The organism is Micromonospora sp. CA-246542 (assembly GCF_050942905.1).
In the GTDB taxonomy this organism is placed as follows: domain Bacteria; phylum Actinomycetota; class Actinomycetes; order Mycobacteriales; family Micromonosporaceae; genus Micromonospora.
Genome location: NZ_CP192040.1, coordinates 5697755 through 5715138, shown reverse-complemented (window position 1 = coordinate 5715138; position 17384 = coordinate 5697755). Strand labels below are relative to the sequence as shown.

The following is a 17384-nucleotide window of genomic DNA, read 5'->3' as shown; positions in this document are numbered from 1 at the left end:
TCGCAGCGGGTCGGGCTTCAACGTGTCGGGGGTTGTCTCAGCGCGGCCAGGAGGACGGGTCCGGGCCGACGTGGGTTCGCACCCACGCCGGCCCGGGCCGCGTACTCGCCGGGTCAGCTCTGCTCGGCGTCCTTCGCGCGGGCCTTGAGCGCCCGCAGCACGCCGTCACGGCCCTCGGCGACCAGGCGACGAAGCGGGCCCGGGTTGCCGTCCCCGGCCAGCCACGCGTCGGTGGCCGCCACCGTCTCGTCGTCCACCAGGTACGTCGGGTACGCGAGCTGGGCGAACTCCTGCGCCGGCTCGCTGTCCCGGCTGGCCCACACCTGCCCGACCGCCGCGAAGTACCGCTCCCGGTACGGGGTGACCAGCTCCACCTGCGCCGGGTGGGCCAGGCCCTGCAACAGCGCCCGGTTCCGCCAGTTCGGCAGCGCGTCCGGGCCGGTCAGCAGCGCCCACACGGCCGCCTTGTTCTCCGCCGTCGGCACCAGCGCGTGCGCGTACGCGGCCTCCCGCTCGCCGCTGGCCGTACGGTCGCCGGCCAGCTCCGCCTCGATCTCGGCCGCGCCGGCCGCGCCGTTGGCCACCAGCGCGCCGAGCACCGTCCAGCGCAGCTCGGTGTCCACGGTCAGGCCCTCCGGAGCGCCGGTGCCGTCCAGCCAGCCGCGCAGCGTGGCCAGGTCCTCTTCGGAGCGGGCCGCCGAGGTGAACGCCCGGGCCCAGGCGAGCTGGAAGCCGCTGCCCGGCTCGGCGGCGGCGAGCGCGTCCTTCGCCGTGCGGGCCAGTCCCGCCCAGCCGGTGGCCGCCCACGCCGGGTCGGCGTAGAGGGTCAGCGCGGTGGTGGCCTGGCGCAGGGTGGCGGTGACCAGGTTGATGTCGGTCTCGGCGGGCAGCCCGGCCAGGACCAGCGCCACGTAGTCGCGGGTCGCCAGCTCGGCGTCGCGGGTCATGTCCCACGCGGCCGTCCAGCACAGCGCGCGCGCCAGCGACGAGTCGAGTCCACCGATGTGCCGCACCACCGTCGCCAGCGACCGCTCGTCCAGGCGCAGCTTGGTGTAGCTCAGGTCGTCGTCGTTGAGCAGCAGCACGTCGGCCGCCCGGAGGCCGCGCAGCTCGGCGAGCTCGGTCCGCTCACCGGTCACGTCCACCTCGTACCGTTCGCGGCGGATCAGCCGACCGTCGGTGAGGTCGTACAGGCCGACGCCGATCCGGTGGGTGCGCAGCGTCGGGTACGCCGTCGGCGCCTCCTGCCGGACGATGACCTGCTCGTACGTGCCGTCGGCGCCGATGGTCACCTCCGGGCGCAGCGTGTTCACCTGCGCGGTCTCCAGCCACTGCGCCGCGAACTTGCGCAGCTCCCGGCCCGAGGCCGCCTCCAGCTCGGTGAGCAGGTCGTCGAAGGTGGCGTTGCCCCAGGCGTGCTTGCCGAAGTACGCCCGCAGCCCGGCCACGAACGGCTCCTCGCCCACGTACGCGACGAGCTGCTTGAGCACGCTCGCGCCCTTGGCGTAGGTGATGCCGTCGAAGTTGACCTCGACGGCCTCCATGTCCGGCATCTCGGTGTAGACCGGGTGGGTGGAGGAGAGCTGGTCCTGCCGGTAACCCCAGTTCTTGCGGATCGACAGGAACGTCGTCCACGCCTCGGTGAACCGGGTGGCGTTGGTGTTGCACCAGTGGCTGGCCCACTCGGCGAACGACTCGTTCAGCCACAGGTCGTTCCACCAGCGCATGGTGACCAGGTCACCGAACCACATGTGGGCCAGCTCGTGCAGGATCGTGTTGGCCCGCTGCTCGTACTCGTAGTCGGTGACCTGCGAGCGGTACAGGTAGTGCGACTCGGCGTGCGTGACGCAGCCGAAGTTCTCCATCGCGCCGGCGTTGAAGTCGGGCACCCACAGCTGGTCGTACTTCGGCAGCGGGTAGCGCACGCCGAACTTCTCGTGGAAGAAGTCGAAGCCCTGCTTGGTGATGAGGAACAGGTCGTCGGAGTCCAGATAGCGCGACATCGACGCCCGGCAGAACACTCCCAGGTCGATGCCGTCGTGGCTGTCGCGCACCTCGTGGTACGGGCCGGCGCACAGCGCGGTGATGTACGTGCTCATCCGGGCCGACTCGGTGAAGTGGACAGTCTTGAGGTCCTCGCCGGCCGGCTCCTCGCTTCGCACCGGCATGTTGGACACGACCCGCCAGTGCGCGGGAACCGTCGCGTGCCAGGTGTAGACGCTCTTGAGGTCGGGCTGGTCGAAGCAGGCGAACACCCGCTGCGCGTCGGCCGTCTCGAACTGGCTGTACAGGTAGGTCTCGCCGTCGACCGGGTCGACGGTGCGGTGCAGGCCCTGTCCACTGTTGGAGTAGGCGAAGTCCGCGTCGACGACCAGGGTGTTGTCGCCGGCCAGTCCGGTCAGGGTCAGGCCCTTCTCGGCCGACCAGTCGGACAGGTCCACCGGGGCGCCATTCAGCGTGGCGGACCGCACCGATTCGGCGGCCACCTCGATGAACGTGCTCGCCCCCGGCTCGGCGCAGCGGAACCTGACCTCGGTCGTCGAGGAGAAGGTGCGGCCGTCGGCGGCCAGCACGGCGGTCGCCAGGTCCAGCCTGATGTCGTATCCGGTCACCTCGAGCAGGCGGGCCCGCTCGGTCGCCTCGACCTGCGTCAGGTTACGCACTCCCGGCACTGTTCGTCTCCATCCCACGTCTCGCCGTACGCCCGGCGGCGCCCGTCTGCCGACCGCTCGTGACGTCCGGCCCGGTCCGAGTCTTCCACGGACGGCCTGCCATCGGTGGTCGAGGTCACGCTCTCATTCGGGTGCCGGCCGATGCGCCGTGGGGTGAGTATTCGAGGTGAGACGCCGGACTGCCGGCGCCACCCGTCGCGAAGGGACCTCACCGTGACCGATCGTGTCACCGCCGACATGTGGTTCGACCCAATTTGTCCGTGGGCGTGGATCACCTCCCGCTGGCTGCTGGAGGTCGAGCAGGTCCGCGAGGTGGACATCCGCTACCACGTGATGAGCCTTTCGGTGCTCAACGAGGGTCGGGACCTGTCAGCGGAGTACCGGGAACTGATGGACAACGGCTGGGGCCCGGTGCGGGTGTGCATCGCCGCCGAGCAGCGCTACGGCTCGGACGTGCTCCGCAGGCTCTACACCGCGCTGGGTACCCGCATCCACCTCGGTAAGGAGCAGCTCGGGCCGGAGTTGTTCACCGCCGCGCTGACCGAGGCCGGCCTGGACCCGGCGTTGGCCGCCGCCGCCGACAGCACCGAGTACGACGAGGCGCTGCGGGCCAGCCACGAGGCCGGCATGCGCCCCGTCGGGCAGGACGTCGGCACCCCGGTCGTGCACGCGCCCGGCCCGGACGGCAAGCCGGTCGCGTTCTTCGGCCCGGTGATCACGCCGCGCCCGAAGGGCGAGGCCGCCGGACGGCTCTGGGACGGCGTCCTCCTGGTCGCCGGCACCCCGGGCTTCTACGAGCTCAAGCGCACCCGCGAACAGTCCCCGATCTTCGACTGACCACGACCGCCACACGCCCCCGTCCGGACCCCGTCGGTTGTCCGGGCGGGGGTGCGTCGCGCCGGGGGGCCGACGCGGCTGCGGGGGTCGGAAACGGTCACAGCGTCACCGCTGGGCGGGGGGCGTCGTTTCCCTCGGTGTCCGCGCAGTGGCCCGGCAGGGCCGCACACCGCAGCTCGTGGAGGCAGTCCCGATGGCCAAGCACCGTGCGTCCGGTGACGATCAGCTGACCCGGCAGGGGGTGATCGAGACTCCCGGCGCGGCGTACTGGTCGGTCGACGGTTCCCGCTGGCCGACGGTCCGCCCCGACCTTCCCGCCGACGTGGCGGACCTGCTCGCGCCGCCCATCGTGGTCGGCGTGGCCCGGGTGCCGGTCACCTCGCGCCTGACACCCGCGCGGGCCGCGTTGGCGACGCCCGTGCCGGTGGACCCGGCGCCCTCGGCGTCGGCATCGGTCGTCGCGGCGTTGGAACCGGCCGTGGCGGCGTTGGAACCGGTCGCCGTGGTGGCGGCCGCGCCGGCCGAACCGGCTCCGCCCCCGCCGGCGCCCACCGCGCCGCGCCCCGTGCCCACTCCGCCGCTGAACCCGCGGCCCGTTCCGGCGCCGCCGCCCGAGCGTCCCGTGCCGGGGCCGCCCGCCTCGCCTCGCCGAAACGCGATCACCGGTCCCGTCGGGGGCGGCCGGCGCGGCAACGCCGGACCGGTCGTCGCCGGCCGGCACCGCCGGCACAACGGCGCGTCCGGCCGCGCCGGCTGACCACGCGCCGACGTGCGGGCGCTTTCATCTGGTGGACGCCGCGCGGGTCCCCGTCGTCCGGTCCGACGACGCCGGTAGCGTCAGTGGGCATGACGGTCGTGCATCCGATCGCCCGGGCCTGGATCACCACTGGCGGCACCGGCGCGCAGAACTACGACGAGTTCGCCGACGACGCGGAGATCACCGCGATCATCGAGGCGAACCCGCACAGTGCCCTCGGCATCGAGATGCCGCACCGTGCTCCGGACAGCCTGGGGACGTCGTTCCTCGACGCGCTGCCGGCCTCGGTGGCCCGACTCGCCGAGGCCAAGGCCGACGGCAGCTACACACCCGCCGAGCAGGTGGTCGTGCTGTACCGGATCAGCGCGCCGGGTGAGGAACCGGCGTACGGGCTGTTCGCGATGGTGGACACCGACCAGATCTCCACCAGCGCCGACGAGCCGGGCCTGGTCATCCGCAACGAGGACGTGTTCATCGCCAAGGTGCGCGAGCGTGTGGCGCTGGCCGAGGCGCTGGGTCACCTGCTGTCACCCGTACTCCTGCTGCAGACCGGCAGTGGCGACGAGCTGCACGCCGCGCTCGCGGCGGCGACCGACGCGGCCGGGGCGCCGGCCGCGACCGACACCGACCAGGCGGGCCGCACCCACGCCATCTGGCTGCTCGGCCCGGGCCCGGAGCAGGACGCGCTGACCGCCCTGGCGGGCGGCGGCGAGCTGGTCGTCGCCGACGGCAACCACCGCAGCCTGGCCGCCCAGACCGGCGGGCTGTCGCGCTTCCTGGCCGTGGTGACCACCCCGGCGTCGGTGGCCATCCAGCCGTACAACCGGCTGGTCAGCGAGCTGACCACCACGCCGGGCGAGCTGCTCGACCGGTTGCGGGCCGCGGGCGCCGAGGTCGAGCCGATCGACGGCCCGGTCGAGGTCCCGACGGCCGGCGGCACCGTCCACCTCCGGCTGGCCGACCAGGGGTACGCGGTGCGCCTGCCCGCCACCGCCGACGCCCGCCTGGAGAACCTGGACCACGCCCTGGTCGAGCGGCTGCTGCTGCGTGACGCTCTGGGTCTGGACCCGGGCGACAAGCGGATCACCTACGTGGGCGGGGACTACCCGGCGAGCTGGCTCACCGGGGAGGTCGATGCCGGGCGTGCCGAGCTGGCCGTCCTCATCGCGCCGGTGACCGTGGCGGACTTCGTCGCGGTGAACCTGGCCCGGGAGAAGATGCCCCGCAAGAGCACCTGGTTCACCCCGAAGGCGCGCGGTGGCCTGGTGGTCGCCGAGCTTCCCCGCTGACCGCGTACCGCCCGACCGTGTGACGTACCCGCCTCTCCAGCGCCGCCCCTGCGGCGCTGGAGAGCGCGGCCTGACAGACTGCCCGGTATGCGCGTCTACCTGGGATCCGACCACGCCGGTTTCGAGTTGAAGGTGCACCTGGCCAATCACCTGGCCAAGCAGGGGTACGACGTGGTCGACGTCGGCCCGCACAGCTACGACCCGGACGACGACTACCCGACGTTCTGCCTGCACACCGGTGACCGGGTGGTCGCCGACGAGACCTCCCTGGGGGTCGTCATCGGCGGGTCCGGCAACGGCGAGCAGATCGCCGCGAACAAGGTGGCCGGGGTTCGTGCCGCCCTGGCCTGGAGTGTCGAGACGGCTCAGCTCGCCCGGCAGCACAACGACGCGAACGTCGTCGCGGTGGGCGCCCGCCAGCACACGCTGGACGAGGCCACGGGCATCGTCGAGGCGTTCCTGAACACGCCGTTCTCCGGGAACGAGCGGCACGCCCGCCGGATCATCCAGGTCGCCGAGTACGAGCAGACCCGGAAGCTGCCCGAGCTGCCCTGACCCTGCTGACCCGCGTCGCCCGCCGTCAGCGCGGCGGGCGGGGCAGGTCCTCGCGGGGCACCCAGTTGCGGCGCACGACCACCACCCGCGCCTCCGCGTCGGCGAGGTCGTCGTCGCTCGGCCGGGCGGCGTCGCGGGCCCGCAGCGCCGCGCTCAGCCCCACCTGGGACGAACCGGAGCCGACCAGCCCGCGTAGCCCCCGCTCGCCGTCGCGGTCGTCGCCGCCGGCACCTCGACGTCGCGGTGGCGGGTCTGCGCCGTCGTGGACGCCCGCCGTGCTGGCCGTCGAGCCGTCGGCGCTGCGCGTGGCCGCGTCGGAGTCGATGTGGTGGCGCAGCCGTCGCCGGCGTCGGTCCGGGTCACCCATCGTCCGACCGTACCTCGCGGGGTGTGGGATTCGGCACGCGTGCCGGGTTCGCGCCGGACGGCGGTCTGCGACCGATTTGCCGGCTGGCTACCCTCGGGTTCGGGCGGTGCTGAGGCCGCCCGTCAGGGGGAGGACGAGATGGCAGACCAGACGCAGCCGTGGGCGGAGCGAACCGTCGAGGTCCCACCGCAGGCCGGCGTCGATGTGCCGGCGCAGCGGGACGGCTTCCGCCGTGGTGTGGCGCCGGTGGGTCAACCGCGTACCCCGCGCACCGAACCGTTCCCCGTGGTCGAGGAGCCGACCGGCACGGGCTGGCCGGGCGAACCCGCCCCGCGCCGGCCGTTGAGCTGGCGGCTGGCGCAGTTGCGTCGCGGCGGCGAGTGGAGCACGGCGGGTGGCCTGTTCGCCTTCGTGTGCTGGGGGATCTGGGCGCTCTCCGGCGGTGGCGACCTGTCCGGCCCGCTGCTCGTGCTCGTGTTGAGCCTGCTGGTGGCGGTCGGCCTGTTCGCCCTGGCCCGGGCCGTGGGGCGGTTGGTGCTGGAGCGGCAGCTCGGACGGGTCCGGCGCGGCGCGCGGGGCGCTCACCTGGCCACCGGAGTCTTCCTCGTCGGCCTGGGCGTGGCCTGGCTCCAGCAGACCGAGTGGGTCGTGTCGGCCTGGAACTGGATCACCTCGAACGTGTGACGAGGCGTGCACGGACGGGCCGGCAATGCGCCGCCCGCCCGTGCACCCGGTCGTCTCCCCACCAGGCAGTGCCGCTGCTTACCCGGCCGGCCACGGTTCATCCGTGGCCGGCCGGAGCGTCCGTCGTTCGGGTCAGCCGGGAGCGGGTCAGCCGGCGGCGGCCTCGGCGGCGGCGTGGTCGCGGGCCACCCGGACCAGTTCGACGAGGCCGCCCGCGTACTCCTGGGACTCACCGTGCGCCTCGTCGAACGGCGGCTGGAAGCCGACGCCCTCCCACTCGCCGGTGGTCGGGTTCCAGCGGTCGTTGCCGACCTCGAAGTCCCAGGCGAAGATGCCCAGCTCGTAGTAGAGCTGGTCGGCCGAGTTGCCGGCGGCGGAGTAGAGCACGTCGGCGACCGGACCGGTCTGCGACGGCCAGGTGACCGTGCCGCGCTCCTGGGCGATCGCGCCGACGATCCGCCGGGCGCTGTCGAGGAACAGCGTCGACTCGTCGATCGACGGCCGGGGCAGGGTGATCCGCCCGTCGGCCCGGTACGCGCCCGGCGGCCACATGAAGTACCCGCCGTAGGAGTGCACGTTCATCGCGAACCTGATGTTGGGATGGGCCTTGGCCAGCGCGATGACGTTGCCGCTCTCCGCCTCGGACAGCTCCGCCGTACCGGCGTAGTTGCCGGAGAGGCAGTTCGCGCTTGCGCCCACGTACCCGTCGAAGTACGACCCGACGGTGTAGTTCCGGTTCACGTCGACGCCCCAGGAGGTGCGGTACTTCGGGTCCCGTGCCGGTCCCTCGCAGTGGTTGACCAGGTTCTTGCGCTGGAAGTTGTAGTCGTTGAACGAGTAGTTCGCGCCGTCCGGGTTGACCGTCGGGATGACGAACACGTCGACCTGTTCCAGCAGCTCACGGGTGGCCGGGTCGGTACGGGCGTTCGCCAGCATGCGCTCGGCGAACTCCAGCGTCACCAGCGGCGTGGCCCACTCCCGGGCGTGTTCCTGGGAGTACGCCAGCACGCCGACCCGGGAGCCGTCCCGGTGTACGCCGAGACGCAGGGCCTGCACCGTCCAGGGCTTCGCCGGCACCTCGGTGCCCTGGAGCCCGTCGTCGAGGCGGGCCGGGCCGGCGACAGGCATCGGCAGCCCGGTCGAGCCGTCCTCGACGGCGGCCCGGAACCGGTTCGCCTGTCGGGCGTTGACGGCCGCCGCGACGTCGTCGGTGGTGCTCACCGTCTTGCCCGCGGTGTCGGTGGCGAGCGTGACCGTGAGGACGCGGTCGCGGTAGCCGACGGTCAGCGGTCGGTTGGGTCGGCCCGGGTCGACGGTGCGCACCTGCACGCCGTTCATGCCCTGGTCGCCGAAGCGGACCGACTCCACGACCACGGCGGCGACCGCCGGGTCGCCCAGGTACGCGACGGCGTTCCGGCGGTACCCCTGGGTCTTGTTCGGCAGGTTGATGACGTCGACCAGGTCCCGGTACTGGCGGGCCAGCCGCTTGATCCGCGCCTGGATGTCCACCGGCGTCAGGTACGCGTCGATGAAGTCCTTCTGGTAGCCGGCCGGCAGCGGCGGCGGGGTGGCGTTCGGCCACAGCGTCGGGGTGACGGCCCGACTGACGCCGCCGAGGCTGGACGTGGCGGTCAGCTGGACCGGTCGGCTCGGCACCGGCTGGGGGACGTTGTAGTGGTACTGGTACTCGCCCGAGTCCTCGAACCGGTAGAGCGGGAACGACCCGGTGGCGCCGTCGGCGGTCCGCCAGCCGACGGTGATCTCCACGTCCGGGTCGTCGGTGGCGGTGGTGGCCACCTGCGCCTGGAGGAACGTCTGCCCGCCGGTGGTCCACCAGTACGCCTGCTGGACCGCGAGGGTGTCGACGGCGGAGGGCGTGCTGCTGGTCCGCTGGCCGGCGGCCGGTGCGCCGAGCCCGGCGGCGGTACGCGCCCGCGCCGCGCGGACACTGTCGGCGAAGTGCCGGCTGCCGTCGCCGGCCCGCTGCACGACCTGCGTGGCGGTAGCGCCCCGGGCGGTGAGGTCGGCGAGCTGCGCGCCGGTCAACACCAGGTCGGCGATGATCCGGCCGTCCCGTGCCCGGGGCCGGTTGGCGAGGTCGACGCCGCTGGCGACCAACCTGTCGAGCTGGGCCTGATCGCGCAACTGCACCCGGACCAGAGCGGTCTCGGTGGCGGCCAGGGTGATCGGGGCGGTGTCGGCGACGGGTGCCGCCGTCGCGGTGCCGGGATGGGACAGTGCCGCGCTGATCAGGATCGCTGTGGTGGCGGCAGCCGTCCACCGTCGTCGGACGATCATGTGCCCTCCTGTGACGGACGTCGATGCGTGTGGTCCTTACACCAGTGCACCGATCGACACATGTCAAGGTTCCTGATCGGTAAGGGCGACGTAAGGTCATCCGGTCACGTCGACGGACATCATTCCCCCATCCGTTGCCAACGAGGGGACCGTCGATGAGTCGACTACGGAGAAGTCTGGCCTTCCTGATCGTGCTGACCACCGGTCTGACGACCGCACCGGGCGTCGCGTCGGCAGCCGCGGCGCTGCCCACGTACACGTTCGTGGATCTGGGGACGCTCGGTGTGCCGAGTACGGGGGAACCGCCCACCAGCGACGGCTACGCCCTCAACGACGCCCGTACCGTGGTGGGCGTCTCCACGATCGACGGTGTCTACAACTTTCACGCGTTCGCCTCGACGAACGGGGTGATGAGCGACCTGGGCGCCCTGTACACCGGACCGTACGGCGCGAGCTCCGCGGCGGGCATCAACGACCGGGGCGTCGTCGTCGGGGCCACCCACGTCAACGCGACGGAGCCTCCGCACGCCTTCCGCTCTGCCGGCGGGGTCATGACCGACCTCGGCACCGGCTACGGCGCGGGCAGCGGAAGCTCGGCGTACGACGTCAACGACGACGGCGTGGTGGTGGGCAGCCGGTTCGAGACGCAGGGCGCGCCGACCCGGGCGGTCGTCTGGCGCAACGGCAAAGTCGTCGACCTGGGCACGCTCGGCGGCCAGGCGGGCCCCTGGGGCACGGACAGCATCGCCTACGGCGTGAACTCGTCCGGGCATGTCGTCGGCGGCGCCGCCGTGCCGAGCGGCGGCCTGCACGCCTTCGTCTACTCCGGTGGGGCGCTGACGGACCTCGGCACCCTGGGCGGTGTCACGGAGTCCACGTACGCCCGGGACATCAACGACCGGGGTCACGTCGTCGGTGTCTCGCAGAACACCACCGGCCAGCTGCGCGCGACGCTCTGGCGCAACGGCACCATCCGCGACCTCGGGTCCCTCGGCGGCAACTACTCCGAGGCGCGGGCCGTGAACGAGACCGGCCAGGTGGTGGGCATCGCCCGGACCAGCAGCCCCGACTTCTACAACGAGCGGGCGTTCCTCTGGCAGGGCGGTCGGATGGTCGACCTGAACACCCGGGTGCGGAACCTTCCTCCGACGGTGACGCTGCGCTCCGCCGAGGACGTCAACGACGACGGCGTCATCGTGGGCCTCGCCTGCCCCGTCGACTGCGCCGAGGGCGGTGATCGCGCGCGCCGGGCCTACCTCCTGGTGCCGACGAGCTGACCCGCGACCGGAGCGACCGGCGCCTGTCGTGCCCGTGCGGGGGCGCCGGTCAGCGCATCGCGGTCCCGTTGTCGTACGACTCGCGGGCGTCGAGCAGCTCGTCCCAGTGCTGCGCCACCCAGGCGCAGGCGACCGCGATCGGTTCGAGCATGCTGCGGCCCACCGGCGTCAGCTCGTACTCGACGTGCGCGGCCGCTCCGGCGTGGACGGTGCGGCTGACCAGCCCGTCCCGTTCGAGGGAGCGCAGCGACTGGGTGAGGACCTTGGGTGTGACGCGTCGCAGCGGCACGCGCAGCTCGGAGAAGCGGCGGGGCCCGTCTTCCAGGCAGCGGATGACGAGGGCCGCCCACTTGTCACCGAACCGGATCGGATTGAGCGAGGAGGGGCACAGCTCGTCGAACATGTCGGCGGGCAGGGGTTGCCTCATGGCCTGACGATAGCTGGTATCCCGGAGGTGACCAGGCCCGGCGATAGCTGGTATCCCGGCGGTAACCAGCCCCGGCGATAGCGTCGGCGAACCGGCCGGGCGTACGGGTTCCGGCCCTGGTGGAAGGCGTTCGCCATGAACATCGTGATCTTCGGCGCGGGTGGCCGGGCCGGGCGGCAGGCCGTCGCCGAGGCGCGTCTTCGCGGCCATCGGGTCACCGCCGTGGTGCGTGACCCGGCGGCCCACGGCGACCTGGGCGACGCGCACGTGGTGGCGGGCGATGTCACGGACGCCGCGAGCGTCGCGCGCGCCGCCGCCGGGCAGGACGCCGCGATCAGCGCCGCCGTGGACCTGTCCCGGCCACCACGCGATTTCTTTCCGATGTCGTCCCGCGCCCTGGCCGCCGGCCTGGCCGAGGCGGGCGTGCGCCGCCTGGTGGTGGTGGGCCTCGCGTCGATCATGCCCGGGGCGTCCGGCGTCGCCCTGATGGACGAGCCCGGCTACCCCGACGAGTACCGCTCCTTCTACCTGGGCCACGCGGCGGGCCTCGACGAGCTGCGGACCTGCGATCTCGACTGGGCGTACGTGGCCCCGGCCGGCGACTTCGACCACGACGGCACGCGTACCGGCCGCTGTCGGGTCGCCGAGCACGGTGACCCGGCCAGCCGGATCAGCTACCCGGACTTCGCGATAGCGCTGCTCGACGAGATCGAGACGCCGCGCCACCACCGGTCCGCCCTGAGTGTTCGGGAGGTGTGATGCCCGAGGTCCACGACAGCCCGAACACCTGGGTCGCCGAGCACATCCGCCGTTTCGAGGTGACCGGCGGCAGACCACGGCCGGGCGTGCACGACCTGCTCCTGACGACTCGTGGCCGACGAACCGGCGAGCTGCGCCGCACCGCGCTCGTGTACGAACGCGATGGCGACCGTTACGTGCTGGCCGCCTCGAACCGCGGCGCGGAGCACCACCCCGCGTGGTACCTCAACCTGCTCGCCGACCCGTACGTCACCGTGCAGGTCGGCACGGAGACCTTCACCGCTCGGGCGCGCACCGCCACCACGCGGGAACGTCCACGCCTGTGGCGTCTGATGGTGTCGGCCCGGTCGGAGTACGCCGCCTATCAGCAGCGGATCACCCGGGAGATCCCCGTGGTCGTCCTGGAACGCGTCGAGGACTGAACGGGGAAGGCCCAGGCTCAGCGGATGTGCCGCTGAGCCTGGGCTTCATGGGTGGAGCGGGCGACGGGAATCGAACCCGCACCGTCAGTTTGGAAGACTGAAGCTCTGCCATTGAGCTACGCCCGCGCTCGGCCCCGCCGGAACGGGGCGCGCCGACAGCGTACCCAATGCCGGTCCTGGGCGCGCGACCGCGCCACCGCCCCCGTGGCGTCGTGTCGTCGCGACGCCACGGGGCGCCTTTCAAGATCCGCACAACTTCACCGAGGTGGTGGCATCCGCGCGCCGGGAAGCCGCAGTTTCCCCGAGGTCGCGCGGATCTTGAACAGCGAAAAAGGATGAGATGGGGGATGTGTCCGGGTGGCGGACGCCCCGGCACTGCCTGAGGCGCGGCGACGGCATAGACTGCACGTCGCCACGGGGTGTGGCGCAGCTTGGTAGCGCACTCGCTTTGGGAGCGAGGGGCCGTGGGTTCAAATCCCGCCACCCCGACTGTCGTCCGCGTCCGGTCTCCCCGGGCGCTGCGGGCCGGCCCCGCCGGCTCGCCTACACTCGATGGGCCAATCGAAGGCCCAGAATCAAAACCCAGATCCGTCAAGGAGTACGCCTGTGAAGAGCACCGTCGAGACTCTGAGCCCGACGCGCGTGCGGCTCGCCATCGAGGTGCCGTTCGTCGAGCTCGAGCCGAGCCTCAAGAAGGCGTACCGGGAGATCGGTTCGCAGGTCCAGGTCCCGGGCTTCCGCCGGGGCAAGGTGCCGACCGCGGTGATCGACCAGCGGGTGGGCCGGGGCACCGTCCTCAACGAGGCGGTCCAGGAGGCCATCCCGGAGAACATCATGGCCGCGGTACGCGAGCACGACCTGAAGACGCTGGGGCGTCCCGAGGTCGAGATCACCGAGTTCAACGACGGTGACTCGCTGAACTTCACCGCCGAGGTCGACGTCCGTCCGGAGATCACCATCCCGGACGCGTCCACCATCGAGGTGACCGTCGACGAGCTGCAGATCGACGACAGCGAGATCGACGAGCAGGTCAAGAACCTGCGGGAGCGGTTCGCCACCCTGAAGACGGTCGAGCGGGCCGCCGCCGAGGGCGACTACGTGCAGATCGACCTGAACGCGACCGTCGACGGCGAGGACGTGCCGGGCGGTCAGGCCAGCAACATCTCCCACGAGGTGGGCAGCAAGCAGCTCCTGCCGGGCCTGGACGAGGCCGTGGTCGGCCTCGCCGCCGGCGACAGCACCACCTTCACCACCCAGCTCGTGGGCGGCGACTTCGCCGGCCGCGACGCCGACGTGGCGGTGACCGTGCGCACGGTCAAGGAGAAGGAGCTGCCGGAGCTGAACGACGAGTTCGCGCAGATGGCCAGCGAGTTCGACACGATCGAGGAGCTGCGCGGCGACCTGCGGTCCCGGGTCACCCAGGGCAAGCAGGTCGAGCAGATCTACGCCGCCCGGGACAAGGCGCTGGCGCAGCTGGTCGAGACCGCCGAGGTGCCGGCGCCGGAGGGTGTCGTGCGTGAGGAGGTCGCCAGCCGCAAGCAGGCGATGGTCGACCAGCTCGAGCGGATCGGCGCCTCCCTGGAGGAATACCTGGCGGCCGAGGAGAAGACCGAGGAGCAGATCGACGCCGAGCTGACCGAGGCGGCCACCGAGGGCGTCAAGGTGCAGCTCCTGCTCGACACGCTGGCCGACGCGGAGGACGTGCAGGTCTCCGACGACGAGTTCGGGCACGAGATCGTGCACCGGGCGCAGCGCGCCGGGATGGCCCCGCAGCAGTACTACGACCAGTTGGTGCGCTCCGGCGCCGCCGCCGCGGTCTTCGGTGACGTCCGGCGCGGCAAGGCGCTCGCGGCCGTCATGGAGCGCATCACGATCAAGGACTCGGCCGGCAACCCGGTCACCCTGGACGCGCTGCGCGCCGCCAACGAGGCCGAGCACAACCACGAGCACTGATCGTCGGGTGCGGCCGCCGTCCGCCGCTGCGCGGTGCACGGCGGCCAAACCCTTTCCGGGGACACCCGGAGTTGAGCGCTGCCGGGTACGTCCGGAGTTGAGCGCTGCCGGGGTACGCCCGGAAGGCCCGCGCCGCGGGTGCCCGACACAGCTGCGCTGAGAGCGAACAGTGCCCCGACCGGGACTCTGCGGCCCCGCACAGCGGTTAGTGTCGGGAAAGACGGTACGGAGAGCGAAGGGCTGCCATGACCGACATGCACATCCCCAAGAAGTCGCTCCGGGCGATTGACGCGCGCGGTGGCGACTCCATTGGCAACCTCGACGACTCGGTCTACAACCGGTTGCTCAAGGAGCGCATCATCTTCCTGGGCAGTGAGGTGACCGACCAGGTCGCCAACCGCATCTGCGCGCAGCTGCTGCTGCTCGCCGCGGAGGACCCGGACCGCGACATCAACCTGTGGATCAACTCGCCGGGTGGCTCGGTCTACTCGGGCATGGCGATTTACGACACCATGCAGTTCATCGACAACGACGTGTCGACCGTGGCGATGGGCATGGCGGCCTCGATGGGTCAGCTGCTGCTCTGCGCGGGCACCAAGGGCAAGCGTTACGCCCTGCCGCACGCCCGGATCATGATGCACCAGCCGTCCGGTGGTCTGGGCGGCACGGCGTCCGACATCGCCATCCAGGCGGAGCAGATGCTCTACACGAAGCGGATGTTCCAGGAGCGGGTCGCGCACCACACCGGCCAAGACCAGTCGCAGATCGAGGCGGACTCGGACCGGGACCGTTGGTTCACCGCCCAGGAGGCCATGGACTACGGCTTCATCGACAAGGTGATCATCGGGGCCGCTCAGGTTCCGGATGGCGCCGGGACCCTGAGCTGAGGAGCTGACGATGACCGACCTGAGCCTGCCGCCCCAGTTCGCGGCCGTGCACAACCGCTACGTGCTGCCGTCGTTCGTCGAGCGCACGTCGTACGGGGTCAAGGAGTCGAACCCGTACAACAAGCTCTTCGAGGACCGGATCATCTTCCTCGGTGTTCAGGTGGACGACGCGTCGGCCAACGACGTGATGGCCCAGCTGCTCACGCTGGAGGGCACCGACCCGGACCGCGACATCATCATGTACATCAACTCGCCGGGTGGCTCCTTCACCGCGATGACGGCGATCTACGACACCATGCAGTACGTCCGCCCCGACATCCAGACGGTCTGCCTCGGGCAGGCGGCCAGCGCCGCGGCCGTGCTGCTGTCGGCGGGCACCGCGGGTAAGCGGATGGCGCTTCCGAACTCGCGGATCATCATCCACCAGCCGGCCACCGAGGGCGGCTACGGGCAGGGCTCGGACATCGAGATCCAGGCCCGGGAGATCCTGCGGATGCGGACGCAGTTGGAGGACATGTTGTCCCGCCACTGCAACCGCCCGATCGAGCAGGTCCGCAAGGACATCGACCGTGACAAGATCATGACGGCCGAGGAGTCCAAGGAGTACGGGCTGGTGGACACGATTCTGACCAGCCGCAAGAAGGGTCTGCTGGCGACCCACTCCGCCAGCTGAGCTGTACCGGGTCAGAGGTTGGCCGGGGCGTGAAGTTCCCGGCCGGCCTCTGACACACCCGTTTTGGGGGTCGGAGAATGCCCCGCCAACGGGTAACGTCGGGTCCGTACCGCTTCGCCGGTCGGGCCAGCGAAGCGAACCAAGCCGGGCGGCGCGCAGCGTCCGCAGGTCAGGGCCGGGTCTCCGGCCGATGAGTGCAGGGAGAACGTAGGTGGCACGGATCGGTGACGGCGGCGACCTACTGAAATGCTCCTTCTGCGGTAAGTCGCAGAAGCAGGTCAAGAAGCTCATCGCGGGCCCAGGGGTCTACATCTGCGACGAGTGCATCGATCTCTGTAACGAGATCATCGAAGAGGAGCTGGCCGAGTCCGGCGAGGTGAAGTGGGAAGAGCTTCCCAAGCCGATGGAGATCTGCCAGTTCCTCGACAACTACGTCGTGGGGCAGGACCAGGCCAAGAAGGCGCTCGCCGTCGCGGTCTACAACCACTACAAGCGCATCCAGGCAGAGGCGGCCAACGCGCCGGGCTCCGGCAGTGACGCCGTCGAGCTGGCCAAGTCCAACATCCTGCTGCTCGGCCCGACGGGGTGCGGCAAGACCCACCTGGCGCAGACCCTCGCCCGGATGCTGAACGTCCCGTTCGCCATCGCCGACGCCACCGCGTTGACCGAGGCGGGCTACGTCGGCGAGGACGTGGAGAACATCCTCCTCAAGCTGATCCAGGCCGCCGACTACGACATCAAGCGCGCCGAGACCGGCATCATCTACATCGACGAGGTCGACAAGATCGCCCGTAAGTCGGAGAACCCGTCGATCACCCGCGACGTCTCCGGCGAGGGTGTGCAGCAGGCCCTGCTCAAGATGCTGGAGGGCACGGTCGCCAACGTCCCGCCGCAGGGCGGCCGCAAGCACCCGCACCAGGAGTTCATCCAGATCGACACCACGAACGTGCTGTTCATCTGCGGTGGCGCGTTCGCCGGCCTCGACCAGATCATCGAGTCCCGCACCGGGCAGGGTGGCACCGGCTTCGGCGCCCGCCTGCGGTCGGTGTCCGAGCGGTCGACCGACGACATCTTCAGCCAGGTCATGCCGGAGGACATGCTCAAGTTCGGGCTGATCCCCGAGTTCGTCGGCCGGCTTCCCGTGATCACCAACGTGCGCAGCCTGGACCGCAGCGCCCTGGTGCGCATCCTCACCGAGCCGCGCAACGCCCTCGTCCGGCAGTACCAGCGCCTGTTCGAGCTGGACGGCGTCGAGCTGGAGTTCGACGAGCCGGCGCTGGAGGCCATCGCCGACCAGGCCATGCTGCGGGGCACCGGCGCCCGTGGCCTGCGGGCCATCATCGAGGAGGTCCTGCTCTCCGCGATGTACGAGGTCCCGAGCAACCCCGACGCCGCCCGGGTGTTGATCACCCGCGAGGTCGTCCTGGAGAACGTCAACCCGACGATCGTTCCGCGCGAGTTCACCGGGCGTCGGGCCCGGCGGGACCGCGAGGAGAAGTCGGCCTGATCCTCCTCACGTCACGCCGG

The 17384-nt window shown here is 71.4% G+C and carries 16 protein-coding genes and 2 tRNA genes; 13 read left to right on the top strand and 5 right to left on the bottom strand.

Annotated features, from left to right (window positions below):
• Positions 1 to 113: 113 nt before the first annotated feature.
• Complete coding sequence (pepN, locus tag ACQP0N_RS26430; RefSeq protein WP_433114933.1) at positions 114 to 2663, bottom strand: aminopeptidase N; 2550 nt, start codon at positions 2661 to 2663, stop codon at positions 114 to 116.
• A gap of 222 nt (positions 2664 to 2885) precedes the next feature.
• Here pepN and ACQP0N_RS26425 point away from each other — a divergent pair, with 222 nt between their 5' ends.
• The 4 genes from ACQP0N_RS26425 to ACQP0N_RS26410 all read left to right on the top strand — a co-directional run bounded on the left by ACQP0N_RS26425 (position 2886) and on the right by ACQP0N_RS26410 (position 6110).
• Positions 2886 to 3509: a mycothiol-dependent nitroreductase Rv2466c family protein gene (locus tag ACQP0N_RS26425; protein WP_433114931.1), complete on the top strand. Its 624-nt coding sequence runs from the start codon at positions 2886 to 2888 to the stop codon at positions 3507 to 3509.
• A gap of 193 nt (positions 3510 to 3702) precedes the next feature.
• Complete coding sequence (locus tag ACQP0N_RS26420) at positions 3703 to 4266, top strand: hypothetical protein (RefSeq protein WP_433114929.1); 564 nt, start codon at positions 3703 to 3705, stop codon at positions 4264 to 4266.
• A gap of 89 nt (positions 4267 to 4355) precedes the next feature.
• Positions 4356 to 5555 carry a DUF1015 family protein gene (locus ACQP0N_RS26415; protein ID WP_433114927.1) on the top strand — a complete coding sequence of 400 codons (1200 nt, stop codon included), beginning with the start codon at positions 4356 to 4358 and terminating at the stop codon, positions 5553 to 5555.
• 87 nt (positions 5556 to 5642) lie between these two features.
• Positions 5643 to 6110, top strand: coding sequence for a ribose-5-phosphate isomerase (locus ACQP0N_RS26410; RefSeq protein WP_355052299.1), 468 nt, complete (start codon positions 5643 to 5645; stop codon positions 6108 to 6110).
• A gap of 25 nt (positions 6111 to 6135) precedes the next feature.
• Here the strand turns inward: ACQP0N_RS26410 and ACQP0N_RS26405 are convergent, their stop codons facing one another.
• Positions 6136 to 6477 (bottom strand): hypothetical protein, encoded by a 342-nt coding sequence (locus ACQP0N_RS26405; protein ID WP_433114925.1) that lies wholly within the window; start codon positions 6475 to 6477, stop codon positions 6136 to 6138.
• A 138-nt stretch (positions 6478 to 6615) separates the two neighbouring features.
• Here ACQP0N_RS26405 and ACQP0N_RS26400 point away from each other — a divergent pair, with 138 nt between their 5' ends.
• On the top strand, positions 6616 to 7161 hold the full coding sequence (locus tag ACQP0N_RS26400; protein WP_433114923.1) for a hypothetical protein: 546 nt from the start codon (positions 6616 to 6618) through the stop codon (positions 7159 to 7161).
• A gap of 147 nt (positions 7162 to 7308) precedes the next feature.
• On the opposite strand, the gene ACQP0N_RS26395 is transcribed toward ACQP0N_RS26400, so the two are convergent.
• Positions 7309 to 9459 (bottom strand): M14 family zinc carboxypeptidase, encoded by a 2151-nt coding sequence (locus ACQP0N_RS26395; protein WP_433114921.1) that lies wholly within the window; start codon positions 9457 to 9459, stop codon positions 7309 to 7311.
• Between the two features lie 155 nt (positions 9460 to 9614).
• Between ACQP0N_RS26395 and ACQP0N_RS26390 the strand changes: the two genes are divergently transcribed.
• On the top strand, positions 9615 to 10736 hold the full coding sequence (locus ACQP0N_RS26390; protein WP_433114920.1) for a hypothetical protein: 1122 nt from the start codon (positions 9615 to 9617) through the stop codon (positions 10734 to 10736).
• A gap of 49 nt (positions 10737 to 10785) precedes the next feature.
• On the opposite strand, the gene ACQP0N_RS26385 is transcribed toward ACQP0N_RS26390, so the two are convergent.
• Positions 10786 to 11163 carry a winged helix-turn-helix transcriptional regulator gene (locus ACQP0N_RS26385; RefSeq protein WP_433114918.1) on the bottom strand — a complete coding sequence of 126 codons (378 nt, stop codon included), beginning with the start codon at positions 11161 to 11163 and terminating at the stop codon, positions 10786 to 10788.
• Between the two features lie 135 nt (positions 11164 to 11298).
• Between ACQP0N_RS26385 and ACQP0N_RS26380 the strand changes: the two genes are divergently transcribed.
• Both ACQP0N_RS26380 and ACQP0N_RS26375 read left to right on the top strand, forming a co-directional pair.
• Complete coding sequence (locus tag ACQP0N_RS26380) at positions 11299 to 11922, top strand: NAD(P)-dependent oxidoreductase (RefSeq protein WP_433114916.1); 624 nt, start codon at positions 11299 to 11301, stop codon at positions 11920 to 11922.
• Entirely contained in the window at positions 11922 to 12344 is a 423-nt protein-coding gene (locus ACQP0N_RS26375; RefSeq protein WP_433114914.1) for a nitroreductase family deazaflavin-dependent oxidoreductase, read from the top strand. The genes ACQP0N_RS26380 and ACQP0N_RS26375 overlap by 1 nt, the downstream gene beginning before the upstream one ends.
• A 52-nt stretch (positions 12345 to 12396) precedes the next feature.
• Here ACQP0N_RS26375 and ACQP0N_RS26370 read toward each other — a convergent pair.
• Positions 12397 to 12470 (bottom strand) — tRNA-Gly (locus ACQP0N_RS26370).
• A gap of 289 nt (positions 12471 to 12759) precedes the next feature.
• On the opposite strand from ACQP0N_RS26370, the gene ACQP0N_RS26365 reads away from it, so the two are divergent.
• The 5 genes from ACQP0N_RS26365 to clpX all read left to right on the top strand — a co-directional run bounded on the left by ACQP0N_RS26365 (position 12760) and on the right by clpX (position 17364).
• Positions 12760 to 12833, top strand: a tRNA-Pro gene (locus tag ACQP0N_RS26365).
• 117 nt (positions 12834 to 12950) lie between these two features.
• The gene (gene tig, locus ACQP0N_RS26360; RefSeq protein ID WP_355052307.1) at positions 12951 to 14297 is read left to right on the top strand and encodes a trigger factor; all 1347 of its coding nucleotides are present in this window, start codon (positions 12951 to 12953) and stop codon (positions 14295 to 14297) included.
• A gap of 245 nt (positions 14298 to 14542) precedes the next feature.
• Positions 14543 to 15184, top strand: a complete 642-nt coding sequence (locus ACQP0N_RS26355) for an ATP-dependent Clp protease proteolytic subunit (RefSeq protein ID WP_088988027.1) — start codon at positions 14543 to 14545, stop codon at positions 15182 to 15184.
• A gap of 10 nt (positions 15185 to 15194) precedes the next feature.
• A complete protein-coding gene (locus tag ACQP0N_RS26350; protein WP_007464109.1) occupies positions 15195 to 15857 on the top strand; it encodes an ATP-dependent Clp protease proteolytic subunit in 663 nt (220 codons plus the stop codon).
• Positions 15858 to 16068: 211 nt separating this feature from the next.
• Entirely contained in the window at positions 16069 to 17364 is a 1296-nt protein-coding gene (gene clpX / locus ACQP0N_RS26345; protein WP_145779357.1) for an ATP-dependent Clp protease ATP-binding subunit ClpX, read from the top strand.
• Positions 17365 to 17384: the final 20 nt, after the last annotated feature.

Excerpts from the sequence above, each read along its gene's own strand:
- ACQP0N_RS26395 (WP_433114921.1), bottom strand. The coding sequence starts at position 9,459 with ATGATCGTCCGACGACGGTGGACGGCTGCCGCCACCACAGCGATCCTG.
- ACQP0N_RS26415 (WP_433114927.1), top strand. The coding sequence starts at position 4,356 with ATGACGGTCGTGCATCCGATCGCCCGGGCCTGGATCACCACTGGCGGC.
- ACQP0N_RS26350 (WP_007464109.1), top strand. The coding sequence starts at position 15,195 with ATGACCGACCTGAGCCTGCCGCCCCAGTTCGCGGCCGTGCACAACCGC.
- ACQP0N_RS26380 (WP_433114916.1), top strand. The coding sequence starts at position 11,299 with ATGAACATCGTGATCTTCGGCGCGGGTGGCCGGGCCGGGCGGCAGGCC.
- ACQP0N_RS26420 (WP_433114929.1), top strand. The coding sequence starts at position 3,703 with ATGGCCAAGCACCGTGCGTCCGGTGACGATCAGCTGACCCGGCAGGGG.
- ACQP0N_RS26375 (WP_433114914.1), top strand. The coding sequence starts at position 11,922 with ATGCCCGAGGTCCACGACAGCCCGAACACCTGGGTCGCCGAGCACATC.
- ACQP0N_RS26410 (WP_355052299.1), top strand. The coding sequence starts at position 5,643 with ATGCGCGTCTACCTGGGATCCGACCACGCCGGTTTCGAGTTGAAGGTG.
- ACQP0N_RS26405 (WP_433114925.1), bottom strand. The coding sequence starts at position 6,477 with ATGGGTGACCCGGACCGACGCCGGCGACGGCTGCGCCACCACATCGAC.
- ACQP0N_RS26400 (WP_433114923.1), top strand. The coding sequence starts at position 6,616 with ATGGCAGACCAGACGCAGCCGTGGGCGGAGCGAACCGTCGAGGTCCCA.
- ACQP0N_RS26355 (WP_088988027.1), top strand. The coding sequence starts at position 14,543 with ATGACCGACATGCACATCCCCAAGAAGTCGCTCCGGGCGATTGACGCG.
- ACQP0N_RS26390 (WP_433114920.1), top strand. The coding sequence starts at position 9,615 with ATGAGTCGACTACGGAGAAGTCTGGCCTTCCTGATCGTGCTGACCACC.
- ACQP0N_RS26385 (WP_433114918.1), bottom strand. The coding sequence starts at position 11,163 with ATGAGGCAACCCCTGCCCGCCGACATGTTCGACGAGCTGTGCCCCTCC.